Source organism: Rubellimicrobium roseum (assembly GCF_006152145.1).
GTDB lineage: Bacteria > Pseudomonadota > Alphaproteobacteria > Rhodobacterales > Rhodobacteraceae > Rubellimicrobium > Rubellimicrobium roseum.
Window position 1 is genome coordinate 1 of the sequence record NZ_VDFV01000036.1, and the last position, 11,544, is coordinate 11,544.

General features: G+C 65.2%; 15 protein-coding genes. 6 read left to right on the forward strand and 9 right to left on the reverse strand.

From position 1 onward, the window contains the following. Positions 1–193: 193 nt before the first annotated feature. From FHG71_RS17175 to FHG71_RS17190, 4 genes are all read right to left on the reverse strand, one after another. Positions 194–934 carry a zeta toxin family protein gene (locus FHG71_RS17175; protein ID WP_139082930.1) on the reverse strand — a complete coding sequence of 247 codons (741 nt, stop codon included), beginning with the start codon at positions 932–934 and terminating at the stop codon, positions 194–196. Beyond that, on the reverse strand, positions 931–1,245 hold the full coding sequence (locus FHG71_RS17180; RefSeq protein WP_139082931.1) for a hypothetical protein: 315 nt from the start codon (positions 1,243–1,245) through the stop codon (positions 931–933). Before FHG71_RS17180 ends, FHG71_RS17175 begins: the two co-directional genes overlap by 4 nt. Positions 1,246–1,447: 202 nt before the next feature. After that, the gene (locus FHG71_RS17185; RefSeq protein WP_246045495.1) at positions 1,448–2,410 is read right to left on the reverse strand and encodes an exonuclease domain-containing protein; all 963 of its coding nucleotides are present in this window, start codon (positions 2,408–2,410) and stop codon (positions 1,448–1,450) included. Next, positions 2,407–3,324, reverse strand: a complete 918-nt coding sequence (locus tag FHG71_RS17190; RefSeq protein ID WP_139082932.1) for a WYL domain-containing protein — start codon at positions 3,322–3,324, stop codon at positions 2,407–2,409. Before FHG71_RS17190 ends, FHG71_RS17185 begins: the two co-directional genes overlap by 4 nt. A 100-nt stretch (positions 3,325–3,424) precedes the next feature. Between FHG71_RS17190 and FHG71_RS17195 the strand changes: the two genes are divergently transcribed. From FHG71_RS17195 to FHG71_RS17210, 4 genes are read left to right on the forward strand one after another with little or no spacing between them, the layout of a single operon-like run. Further along, complete coding sequence (locus FHG71_RS17195) at positions 3,425–3,727, forward strand: DUF2604 domain-containing protein (RefSeq protein ID WP_139082933.1); 303 nt, start codon at positions 3,425–3,427, stop codon at positions 3,725–3,727. Beyond that, positions 3,724–4,272 carry a putative metal-binding protein gene (locus FHG71_RS17200; protein WP_139082934.1) on the forward strand — a complete coding sequence of 183 codons (549 nt, stop codon included), beginning with the start codon at positions 3,724–3,726 and terminating at the stop codon, positions 4,270–4,272. The genes FHG71_RS17195 and FHG71_RS17200 overlap by 4 nt, the downstream gene beginning before the upstream one ends. Then, a complete protein-coding gene (locus FHG71_RS24785) occupies positions 4,269–4,784 on the forward strand; it encodes a Mov34/MPN/PAD-1 family protein (protein ID WP_139082935.1) in 516 nt (171 codons plus the stop codon). Before FHG71_RS17200 ends, FHG71_RS24785 begins: the two co-directional genes overlap by 4 nt. Positions 4,785–4,787: 3 nt before the next feature. Continuing rightward, on the forward strand, positions 4,788–6,368 hold the full coding sequence (locus FHG71_RS17210) for an E2 ligase fold family C protein (RefSeq protein ID WP_139082936.1): 1,581 nt from the start codon (positions 4,788–4,790) through the stop codon (positions 6,366–6,368). Positions 6,369–6,629: 261 nt separating this feature from the next. Here the strand turns inward: FHG71_RS17210 and FHG71_RS17215 are convergent, their stop codons facing one another. Genes FHG71_RS17215 through FHG71_RS17225 form a run of 3 tightly spaced genes read right to left on the reverse strand, consistent with a single transcriptional unit; the run spans position 6,630 to position 7,466 of the window. Further along, positions 6,630–6,839 carry a type II toxin-antitoxin system TacA family antitoxin gene (locus tag FHG71_RS17215; RefSeq protein ID WP_139082937.1) on the reverse strand — a complete coding sequence of 70 codons (210 nt, stop codon included), beginning with the start codon at positions 6,837–6,839 and terminating at the stop codon, positions 6,630–6,632. Continuing rightward, on the reverse strand, positions 6,823–7,134 hold the full coding sequence (locus tag FHG71_RS17220; RefSeq protein WP_139082938.1) for a helix-turn-helix domain-containing protein: 312 nt from the start codon (positions 7,132–7,134) through the stop codon (positions 6,823–6,825). The genes FHG71_RS17215 and FHG71_RS17220 overlap by 17 nt, the downstream gene beginning before the upstream one ends. Continuing rightward, the gene (locus FHG71_RS17225) at positions 7,131–7,466 is read right to left on the reverse strand and encodes a type II toxin-antitoxin system RelE/ParE family toxin (RefSeq protein ID WP_218014134.1); all 336 of its coding nucleotides are present in this window, start codon (positions 7,464–7,466) and stop codon (positions 7,131–7,133) included. Before FHG71_RS17225 ends, FHG71_RS17220 begins: the two co-directional genes overlap by 4 nt. Positions 7,467–8,279: 813 nt before the next feature. Between FHG71_RS17225 and FHG71_RS17235 the strand changes: the two genes are divergently transcribed. Continuing rightward, positions 8,280–8,603, forward strand: a complete 324-nt coding sequence (locus tag FHG71_RS17235; RefSeq protein ID WP_139082940.1) for a DUF736 domain-containing protein — start codon at positions 8,280–8,282, stop codon at positions 8,601–8,603. Positions 8,604–8,724: 121 nt separating this feature from the next. On the opposite strand, the gene FHG71_RS17240 is transcribed toward FHG71_RS17235, so the two are convergent. Continuing rightward, positions 8,725–9,192: a hypothetical protein gene (locus tag FHG71_RS17240; protein ID WP_139082941.1), complete on the reverse strand. Its 468-nt coding sequence runs from the start codon at positions 9,190–9,192 to the stop codon at positions 8,725–8,727. Between the two features lie 604 nt (positions 9,193–9,796). Between FHG71_RS17240 and repC the strand changes: the two genes are divergently transcribed. After that, positions 9,797–11,026 (forward strand): replication initiation protein RepC, encoded by a 1,230-nt coding sequence (repC, locus tag FHG71_RS17245; protein ID WP_139082942.1) that lies wholly within the window; start codon positions 9,797–9,799, stop codon positions 11,024–11,026. Positions 11,027–11,295: 269 nt separating this feature from the next. Here the strand turns inward: repC and FHG71_RS24355 are convergent, their stop codons facing one another. Beyond that, a complete protein-coding gene (locus FHG71_RS24355; RefSeq protein WP_246045496.1) occupies positions 11,296–11,475 on the reverse strand; it encodes an H-NS histone family protein in 180 nt (59 codons plus the stop codon). Positions 11,476–11,544: the final 69 nt, after the last annotated feature.

Consider the following 11,544-nt stretch of genomic DNA (forward strand, 5'->3'; position numbering starts at 1 on the left):
CCACTATCCGGCCCGGGAAGGGTGACAGTTCTACTTTGCCCAGATGAGACAGTTCTACTTTGCGCCTACAGGTCAAAGTCGCATAACCTAAATTATGTTCACAACGGAACGCAGCTTCGGCTGCCAGTCGCGTAACAAGCATTGTGTTCTCCGATCGGCTCGGTCGTCGTCGAAGGGCCGTGATCGGCAGCCACTACTGCTCTCTTGGACAGACGATCTCCATCCACTGCGCAATGCCTGGCGCGAGGGGCAGGTCCGGCCCACTTCGAAGGTCGAATACCTCTCTCGTACCGAGTTGCACCCGGCAGACGGTGAACGCCTCCTTGGGACCACGGCTATTGTCCGTGAAGATGGTGGCGTCCGCAACCGACGAAGCCTGCCGGATGGCCGCTTGGGTGCGAGGGAATCTCTGCAGGAGCTTGTCCGGTGGTACGTCGTGACCGTTCTCCGCCACGCGCGTCTGCACCCGAAGGACTGACAGCCCGGCATTGGCCAGACCGACGAAGAGCAACAGTACGAAGTACCCGGCTTCCTGCAGATTGCGGATGTCGTCGATCTTCGATTCGAACGTGCCATCCGGCCGAGGTCGCCAGTGGGAAAAGACCGTCTCCATCGCAAACGGGACCTGGGCGACCATGGCGTGGCCAACGAACGCCTGAACGCCGCTCTGGGCTACCTTCATCCAGCTCTCGTCGGTGTCGCGTAACGTTTGCGCCCACTCCACCAGGGCGCCCTGGCTGTTCGGCTCGGGCAAGATCGAAAGCATCATTCGATCTGCGTTGATGAGGGGGATCTGGAGGCGATTGGACAGCCGCTTGTTCCACATCGTGGACTTGCCAGAGCCATTGTGCCCGGCCACGATGATGGCCAGCGGCTTCTCCGTTTCTTCCTGCGCCCTCAAGACCTCGTCAACGGCGTTGTCGAGTAGTCTCATTCGATTAGGACGAACGATCCATTCACGAACCGCCCACGCTCGACGCGCTGGTCCATCAGACGAACGAAGACGTCAGGATCATCCTCGGCGACCGAGTACTGGGGGGTCGACTTCTTAATCCGCAGTGTGACACCGGGCTTGGACACGTTGTCCACGAACCTCTGGAGGACCTCACGACTGCGCTTGACGTTGACCGTCACCATCTCGGTCGGGGGCTTCTCACTCGACACGGTGACGTCCCCGAAGCGGACCTTCAGGTTCTTCGTCCGCTGCCTCTTTGGAGTCGTTTGCTTCTTGATAGTCGTTGCCACTCGCCTGCCATCCTTGGCCCAGAGTCGTTTCGCGTCCAACTCGTGTGGAGACTACGTCCCTAGCGCCCGGAATGCGAGTCAGTTCCCCACGAGGTTGGCCGGCACTCCGGACGGATCTGTGCCAGAAGTTGAGTGCGGCCCAACGTAGGTCAGCCCCTGCTGCTTGGTGCAGTGGCTTGTCACCCCCTGCTCCGGACGCGAGTCACCCCTGCATGACAAGCTCCCGGAAGTCAGTCTCCCGGATGATGCGGATGGCCACTCCAGCGGCGATCAGGTCCTCAGCCTTGCGGTGCTTCGAACTCTTCTGGTGACCGGCCAGCTTCTGGACATCCATATCTCCAACAACGAGCACCGTCGTTTGCCTTGTGACCCCTACAGCCACCTCGCACCCGACCGAGGCCGCGAGATCGGCAGCCTCGCGGCGCGGGATCGCAAGCGCGCCCGTGAAGACCAGCACTTCGCCGGCCAGCGCTCCGTCCGGGTTTCCCTCTCGCGTGATCGGCCCAGCGAAAGACAGGTCGATTGGCCGCCGCACGCGGAGAAGCGCGCTCTCGAGGTCAAGACCCCCGTCCCGCATGGCGGCGAGCAGGACATGGCCGCAGGCCTTGGCGTCCTCGAGGGCGTTGTGATGAGCGAAGGTGTAGCCGATCCGGCTGCAGAGCTTGGACAGCCCGTAGCCGCTGCGGGCGCAGTCCGCCCAGGTCCGTCGAGCAACCTGCGAGGAGTCGAGCCAGCGGCAGGTGGGGGAGGGCAGGGCGTACCGAGAGGCAGCCTGGTGAATGGCGACCCGATCGAAGTGCGTGTGAGTGACAACGATCTGCTCACCGATATGGCGGTGCAGCTCATCAGTCACCTCCTCGAACGTCGGCGCCCCTTGGACGTCCTTTTCGCAGATGCCGTGGATGGAGATGTTGAGCGGGTCGAAGTAGTCCTCGGGATTGATCAGCGAGTACCACTCGGAGACAAGCTGGCCGTTCTCGAAGACGGCGGCTCCGAGGGAGCAGATCGATGCCATGTCAGCATTGGCCGTCTCGACGTCCAGGGCAACAAATCGCATCGGGGCACCTCCCACATCAAGCGGACGATAGTCATGCGGTTCGCCTTTCAGCAAGCGTCGTGCCTGGAACTGCCGAAGGTTGCCTTGGTAGCGGACGAGGTCGGTCAAGCAGCGATGCCAGGCGCCGCGTCCCGGATCAGATCCTCCATACGTCGCCGTATTTCAGCTCGACGCTCGGCAACCTCACCGCGATTTAGAAGCACCAGCTGCAAGCGTTTCGGCGCTATGCTATCTGCGTCGAGATCGAGGTTGAGCTGGCTTTCAAGATAGTAGGACGAGCAAACGCTCGTCCGGACGAGAACCGAACCGCGCTGCATGCCGTAATCGGCCTCTATCGCCGATCGCATCTTCGGTGGAAGACGCGGGTTTGCCGCAAGTTGCATCTCTATCGGCTCGGTCCATTCCAGATCCCACGATGCACTCGCTCTTGTTTTGTACTCCTTGCCGAGCTCGCTCAGTCGGCTGATGACGAAATCGCGGAAACTGAATGCGCGAAAGCAGAATGCACGTACGTGCCATCGCTGCCCATCGAAGCCAAGTGCATGAGGTGCAATAACACGTCGGGCCGTCTTGTCCTCGGAAAAGGATAGGTAATTTACCTCAAGCTCCTCTTTTTCCCGGATGCAACGAACGAGCCTCCGCAATACTTCGGGATCATAGTGCCGCTGAAGTCGAGGAACCCTCGCGAAGGTGGGAGGTCGACCGATCCAAGAGTCTCCAGGTCCAAGCCCTCCACTCGCCAGTGAGCGCAATTGCGCGAAATAGGCTTCGGCTGAAGGCTTGATGAGGACTGGCCTGAAATCAGGTCCTGCCACATAGGTCTTGGCGGTCTTGTCATAGAGCAGGTTGTTAGGCGCGATCTGATCATAGCGGGCGAGGTCCTGGGAAGCTTGCGGCACGCTGATGCCGAAGAAGCGGACCAGGTCAGGTCGATTGATGCGGCCCTCCCAGTAAAGGCGCAGCTCGATGAAGTTCAGCCGGCGCTCGACGTTCCAGCGCAGGGGCCCGCGATCCTCGTCCATGGTCTCCTCCGTTTTGATCTGTACAGTCACTTGACCCGTCGCCTAAAGCAACCCATCTAGTTTCTATGCCCAATCGGGGCGGTCTGAGGAGCTTGAGGTGATGAGCGACAAGAGCAACCATAAGAAGGGAGATGATCACGGGGACGGAGGCGACAAGAAGGTCGACCTCACGCTCGTGGTCAGCAGCACCGAGGTGACGGTGAAGGCGAAGCTTGAGGACACCCTCCTTGAGGTCGCGGAAATCGCCCTGAAGAAGAGCGAGAACCTGGGGCGTCCCGTCGCCGACTGGGTTCTGCGCAAAGAGGACGGTGAGGAGCTCGACCTGAGCCGGACTGTTGCCTCCTATGGCTTCAACGACGGTGACCTGCTTTCGCTCGCCTTGAAGGCCGGGGTCGCCGGGTGACTGAGCAGGTCGTCGATCCGGCGGTCTCGCGGACAAAGTTCGAGCGCGAGCTGGAGCAGTTCCGCCGTCTGGAGGCTATGCACCGGCAACGCGGTTGGTGGGTAATGTCCGCAGAGTTTCCGGTCGTGCAGATCGCATTCGCCACGCCACACTGTCGGCCTGTGTCGATTGCGGTCTGCGCCAGGATCGACTTCACCAACTACGACCTGTGGGCGCCATCAGTCATGTTTGTCGATCCGTTCACCGGACAGCCACTCACGCTGGAACAGGTAGGCGTCCCCTTCGGCCGCGCTCTTCCCGATGGAACGGTCCAGCAGATGATCCAGGGGCACCCAGGCCGTCCGGCGTTCCTGTGCCTTCCGGGCGTGCGGGAGTACCATGAGCATCCTGCTCACAGCGGAGACAGTTGGCTCCTGCATCGCGGCAAGGGGGAGGGGGGACTCTACTTCCTTGTGGACAAGATCTCCACCTATGGATCGGAGTCGATCAGGGGGATGCGAGTCGACATGACCATTGGCCTTCAGCAGGGCGTCTATCCCGTATGAGTGTCAGTCTGACGACGATCGAAAGGGTGCTCGTACCAGTCTCGATAATTGAAGAGACGCAAGGCCATCTTCGAGCAGCCGGCTCCGCAGGTCTTGAGGGGATGGCGCTCTGGGCGGGGCAGGCGCAAGGCGCTCAGTTCCAGGTGCGTTCTGTCGTCATCCCACAGCAGCAGGGCCATCGGACCGAGCATGGTCTGGCCGTCTCGGTTCCCGGGCCGGAGCTCCATCGCATCAACATGATGCTGCATCGTGCTCGGCTCCGATTGGTCGCGCAGATCCATAGTCACCCGACTGAGGCCTACCACAGCGATACAGATGATCGGTACGCCATCGCTACAGCTCTCGGGTCCTTGTCCATCGTGGTGCCGGACTTCGCAGTCCGTCCGTTCCGGCCCGATGACTGTGCGGCCTACCGCCTGTCCGTGAGACCTTGGTGGCAGTTCTCGTCAGAGCCGTATTGGCGAGAGCTGCCTCCAACTGAGCTCGCCCGCACACTCCAGATCACGAGCTGAAACATGGCCCTGGCCAACTTCTTCGATCGCTCGCTCTTGAGTGCCGTGCAGGTGCTCCAAGGCAGCAACCCTGCCGAGCTCCGGGCCCGGCTCGAAGCGCATATCGTCGAGCTGGCCTTTGACGGATTGGCAGCAGGTGCCGCCGAGGGGCGTGCGGGCCTGGATCTCGCGGTTCGCCTCTTGGCGCGCCTATATCCGACTATTCGCCTGACACCGTTGGACAAAGGAGCCGAGGCACTTGCGGGCGAGCTGATTACCCTTGCGCTGTCGATCAACCACGACCTGGAGACGGCGCCCGCCGGCGAGAGCACGGTACGTCTGATCTTTGGCGGATCACCTGCACGCGAGGGTCCTCCAACGATCTACGGAGGGTCGGAAGGCTGGCTGGCTAAGGTCTCCACCAGGGGTCCAGTTGGCGTAGGAGGGACCGCTCTCCCGTTCGGAGCCGGCGCCGCGGCCTGCCTGGGCGCGGCAAACGTCTTTCGTTCCATCTTCGCCGATCTCCTCCCGGCATCGGCAGGTCTGGACGCCGACGCGCGACTTTCGCTCCTCGACTTCTCGACAGGTGCTGCGGCCACTCAGGGCGACGATGCGCCGGATGTGGACCTTGGGCTCACCCACCTGGCTGGCCTTGGGGCGATCGGGAACGGGGTGATTTGGGCCCTAGCTCGGATGCCGCACCTGACGGGGGCGTTGCATCTGGTCGACCATGAGGTGGTCGATCTCTCGAACCTGCAGCGATACGTCCTCGCGCGTCAGTCGGACGTGGGGCGTGTCAAAGTCGAGATCGCCCGCGAGGCGCTTCTGGCCGGTAGGACATCGTTGGTGCCGGTGCCGTTCCACCAGAGGTGGGCTGAGTACATTGCCGGGCAGGGGCACCGGCCCATGGCCAGGGTGGTGACAGCTCTGGATACCGCAAAGGACCGGATTGCGGTGCAGGCGTCCCTGCCGGCTCGCATCCTCAATGCTTGGACCCAGGCGGGAGACCTGGGCGTTTCGCAACATGGCTTTCTTGGGGACGAGGCCTGCCTGGCCTGCCTATATCTGCCCCAGGGAGCTGTCTCCAACGAGGATGAGGTCATCGCTCGCGCGCTGGCCCTTCCGTTGGAACAGCCCGTGCTGCTCGATCTTCGTGAGCGACTGGTCAACGGACAAGCGGTGGGCGAGACATTCGTGCGGGATGCGGCGGCACGCCTGGGGCTCGAACCCGCGAGCCTTCTGGGCTTCTCGGGGGAGCCGCTTCGACAGTTCTATGCTAAGGCCGTCTGTGGAGCGCAGGTCATTCAGCCGCAGGCCGGGCGTGGACCAGTCGAGGTACCGCTCGCCTTTCAGTCCGCCATGGCCGGGGTCATGTTGGCCGCGAACCTGGTGGCGGAGGCAGGAGGCCTTCGAGCTTCGCCGCTGAAGACGACGACCGTGTTGGACATGATGCGCCCCCTTGGACGTCGGCTGGGGATACGAGTCTTGAAGCCTGCGCCGACTGCTGCGGCCAATTGCATCTGCCAGGATCCCGACTTCATTGCGGCCTATCGGCGGAAGCACGACAAGCCCGAAAACAAGAGAAGGCCAAGAAGGCGCGGCTAAGTCGGGCAGGGGAATTAATACTCGCGTCTCGGCTGCACGGACGACCGTCAGCTTGAGCCAATGCTGCTTCGCTTGTCGCATAATCTATCTTATGACAATTATATCAATGGCTTATCTTGAGATCGTAAGCCTGGGCACCGTCGCAGGTCTTGGCAAGGCGACGCGTCAGGCCTGCATTCCTGAGCAATGTTTGGATGACGGCTCTTTGCAACTAGCTCCGCCGGCATGCACGCCTCTTGCGTCCCCATGCTGGCGTGCGGCTCAGGAGCGCGCGCGCAGCCTCGGGCCTGGCTCCGGTAGGTGGTCCAGTGCCTGCACGAAGGCGCCGTAGCAACCATCATCGAGCGTGAAGAGGCACCGGCCGAGGCGCAAGTCGATGGCGTGCCGCTGGGCGCTGTCGGCCATGGCTTCGCCATGCGTCTTTCCCAGCGTCGACGACGTGGCGTCGACTGTCCTAGTGGGCTTGGGCATCTTCGCCCTCCCGCTCGAAGCGGATGCGCAGGCGCGTTCCCGTGGCCTCCGCGAAGCGCTGGAGGGTCCGAGTGGACGGCATGGCCCGCCCGCTCTCCAGCCGGGCCACCGCGGCCTGCGTCGTGCCCATGGCACGGGCCACCTGCTCCTGGGTCATGTCGGCCTCGGAGCGCGCGCGGATCAGCGCGTCCGCCAGGGTGAACTCCTCCTCCAGCGCCTCGTAGGCGGCGACGTATTCGGGGTCCTTGCGCCATTCGGCGAAGGCCTCGGCAGCCGGGATCATAGTGCGCGTCATGTGACCTCCTTGGCCCGCCTCAAGGCCGTCTCGATCTCCCGCCGGGGCGTCTTCTGGGTCTTCTTGGCGAAGACGTGCACCACGACCACCCGGCGGCCGGTGGCGGTGACGTAGGCGGCCCGGGCGATGCCATCCTTGCCCCGCATCCGCATCTCCCACACCGACCCTTCGAGGTGCTTCACGTAGGGCTCGCGCATCCGCTCCAGCCCGTGCGCCTCGATCAGGTGGACGATGCGCTCGAAGCTTGCACGGATGTCGGGGGCCAGCGCCGAGAGCGCGGTGAGGACGTCCTCGTCCAGGAGCTCGACCGTCCATGCCACGGGCAGAGACATATCATTTTTGCAATGGAGATCAAGGGGGCGTCGCTGACTTGCCGCGCGACCGCGGGTGCGGATACCTCGGATGGGCATCCTGTCCGGAACGCATGCTGCGCCGCAACGTCTTGCGCGCTCTGCCGTGGCTGGACTGGGCCGGGGACTTGTGCCTCGAGACCTCCATGCGCCGCCTGATCACCTCGAACTGAGCCCCGCCCAGACGACCTTACCAAGGCATCGTGGGGATCCCTGCCCTCTACGCGATCGCCCCAACGCGACCAGGTCAGCCGATGCGTCGCGCCGTCCTAGGCCTTGCGGGAGGTGGAAGGCCGGAGAAGACGCCTGGGACGCCGAGCTTGAGCGCGAGGCAATTCGAGCCCGGGGCGACGGTCGGGTGGCCCTGCTCCTGGCCTGCCTGACGAAGCCGTGGTGGCTGAGCGCGCTGTCGCTTAACCTCGACGTGTCAGCCCGCACCCTGCGGTCCCTGCCCTGCCCCACGGGTGATGATCCGCCAATGACTGGTGCACCTGTCCCCGAAGTGCCGGTGGTGGCCATCGGTTCTCCTCGACGCGCCCTGCCCCGTCACCCGCGACCCGCACGGCCTCGTCGATGGGCTGATCTGGCCGAAGGACGGCTACGCCTCGACCTCATGGCGCAACGGCGGCGTCAGGCTTTCTTCCCTTGCGCGTGCGCGCATTCCTCGCGAGGCAACAAAGCCCTCCTTTGCCGTCAGGCCCCTGCAGGGTGCGCCGCGGGTCGCCTCCGGCCGTGCGATCCCCATCGAGGCCGCGGCGGTCGCGGGCTCGAGGATCAGGATCAAGGAGACACCCCATGGCGGCCATCGGCACCTTCAAGACCGTCGGCGACGACTACCTCGGCGACATCATCACACTCAGCGTCCAGGCCAAGAAGGTCCGCATCGTGCCCGCCGAGACCCGCGCCAGCGACGCGGCCCCCTCCCACCGGGTCTTCGTCGGGTCGGCCGAGATCGGCGCCGCCTGGACCAAGCGCTCGCAGGCTGGGCGCGATTACCTGGCCCTCAAGCTCGACGACCCCTCCTTCGCTGCCCCCGTCTACGCCAACCTCGTCGCCGACGAGGACGGCACGACCCACCGGCTCATCTGGTCGCGCCAGAGCGACCGGCGCGAGGACTGACCTCCTCGCCCCCTGCCCCGCCCGGGTTGTCCGGGCGGGGCTCAGCCGCACGTGTCGGACGGGTGCCCGACCCCCCGGTCGGCACCCAATCGCATGCCCGCAGGGCGAATGGGCGCCGGGCCTACCGGCCCGCTCGGAAGAGGTCGCCTCGCGCACGCGGCTCATGTGCCTTGCGCCACCGCGTCCGGCGGTGCTCCGAGGCGTCGTGGAGCATGTGGCAACGCTGGCAAAGCGCGGCGAGATCGCGCGGCCCGTTCTTCCCTGGGTCGTGGCCGAGGTGACAGCTCGCCAGCACGACGGCCGTCACGGGAAGGACGGGCACAGGGCCGAGCCCTGCGAGCGCGGGCTCGCGGGCCTCAATCACCGAAGGCGGCGGCAAACCGCGGACCCGGCGGCCGCGGCCGTCGCGCCAGCGCCCCTGGTCCTCGTCCCACCAGGTGCCGGAGCCGTCACCCAGGTGGACGACGTCCCTCCCGTGCGGTCGCCCGCAGCGCTCGCAGCGGCCCTTGGCGCGGCCGAAGCGGATCAGGCGAGACAGCTCCGGCCAGTCGATGGGGTAGAGCCAACGGTTCTCAGGCGCGATCGGCATGGAAGCGAGTCTGAGTCATAGGACCAAGGAAGAAAAGGGAAAAGCGGCACTCCGGCGCGACTCGACGGACGTGAGCAGGTAGCCGGCACAGTCATGACCTTGTGGTTCGTCCCCAACGCCGCGTTGCCACCGACAGGCCGATCCGCCTTGGAACGCAAGACCCAGCCACGATGACTGCTCAATCGGAGGTGGACGGCGCCAAATCTGACGATCATATAAAGTTGCAGAGTTTCGGCCGGGCCGGGCGACAGGAGGCGCCCAGAGGAGCGCGCTCTGAGGCGCAAGGTGTCAGGCCCGAGGGTGCACCTATCCCGGCATCGAGGGTTTGTGTGGGATCACGCTGACGTGTAACTCTGCGGTGACAATCAAAGGACTCAGGAGGAGATCAGAGAAGACCCAGAAAAGGAAACCCCCGCGCGGGGGACCCGGCGGGGGGGTTCGTGTGACGACCAACAGAATTCGCAGTTCTGTCAGCTCAACCTAAAGACCTAGAGCGAGTCCTAGAGCCCTTCCCCGACAAGATCAAGCTGAAAACCGCGTTTGCGCGATCGGCCGAGGCTTGCCCGGCGCCTCCCGCTCCAACCTACCTTGGAGAACGAGGACCATGCTTCGACTTGCTCGCCCCCCCCGTGGGGAGGCTGACCACCCCGTGCTGCCCAAAGGCTTGCAGCGCAGCGACGTGGAGCGCCTCCTGCCCACCATCCGTCGCGTCTACCGACTCTCGGACGCTTGTGCCCTGACCCTGCTCGTGTTCGTGCAGTGCACGCGCCCGTCCGACTGGACGGACCCCACCGCCGACCCTGTCTGCCACGCCACCCAGACCGCCCTGGCTGAGCGCCTCGGTCTCACCCCGCGCGCCGTGCGCTACCACGAGGCCACGCTCGAGCGGGCCGGGCTCCTGCGGAAGACGACGGGCGCCGACGGCAGCCGCGGCCGCTTCGCCGGCGGCCAGGTCGTCCAGGGCCTGAGCCTTGCCCCCCTGGTGGCGCTCGTGCCTGCGCTTCTCGAACGGGCGGCGGCCGACGACGCCGAGCGCCTCCGCACCCTGGGCCTCAAGCGCCAGTGCTCCGCCGCGCGGCGCGTGCTCAAGCGGTCGGTGGAGCGGCTCCTGGAGGTCGCCCCCACCGCGCCCATGGCCACCGAGCTCCTCGCCCTCTACGCGGCCCTGCCTCGGCGCTATGACGGGATGGACGGCCCGGCGCTCGATGCCCTTCTCAGCCAGCTCGATGAGGCTGTGGAGAAGGGACTGGCGGCCCTCGATCGTCGTGCAGATTCTTCCGGCGTGTCGGAACAGGACTTCCGCCGATCTCTACAAGATACAACGGAAAACCATGCTGAATCTTGTGTCGGCTCCTCCGACAGACCAAAGCCAGCCGGCAAGCCGGCTGACGCGTCCTTGGTCGCGGCGCCTGTCGGCGCCGAAGAAGGCAGAGAACCAAAGGCTCGCGATTTCCAGCGCGGGCACAAGCCCCACTGGTTGGAGACCTTCACGCCACGCCGCCTCTACGCGGCCTGCTCTGAGGACATGCGGCTCTACCTCGACGGGGTGAAGGGCGCGCGAATCCTCCCGAACGAGCTCGACTTCATCCGCGCGGCGCTGATGATCCTGCCCGACCTGGGCATCAACGCGAGCGCCTGGGACGAGGCCTCGGAGGCCATGGGGGACCTCGCCGCCGCCCTCTCGGTCCTGGTGATCGACGCCCGGCGGTTCGACCCCGTGCGCCCCATCCGAAGCCCAGGGGGGGCGCTCAGGAGCTTTGCGCGCCTGGCGATGACGGGGAAGCTGAACCTCGCGGGGAGTCTGATCGGGCTGGTGGAGCGGGCCCAACCATGACCCATTCAGGGCTCCAGTGGGCACGGAGGGACGATCCCGGACGGAGGAGCTTGGCCCCAAGGCATCCCGCCGTGCTCCGCGACGGATGCGGGGCGTTGGCGAGGGATATCGGCGCGACGGGAACCCGCCCGGGCCGGCACAGGCGAAGCGGTCGAGCTCGGGCGCTGGAGCCCTGCAGCCATCTTGAGGGGCGCGACCTCTCGTCGCTCAGCCATCGCGCCTCCAACCACCGCCAGCTGCGAGATCAACTCGAGGCTGTCGTCGACACCTCAGTCGTCGTGGATGAGCATGGCCTCCGGCGGCGTGCCCGCGCGAAGCGCCTCCTCGTACCAGCGCGGCGAGCGGCCCCGACCGGACCAGACGTTCGCCGCGTTCGCAGGGTCTCGGTACTTCGCCGGCACCTTCGTCCCGGCCAGCTTGGAGGGGACATGGCGGCGCAGCGGTCCCAACCTGAGCGAAGATCCCGCCTGTGGTGCGGCGCCGTCGTTCGAGGCGAGAGATCTTCGGCCAGCCGCCGT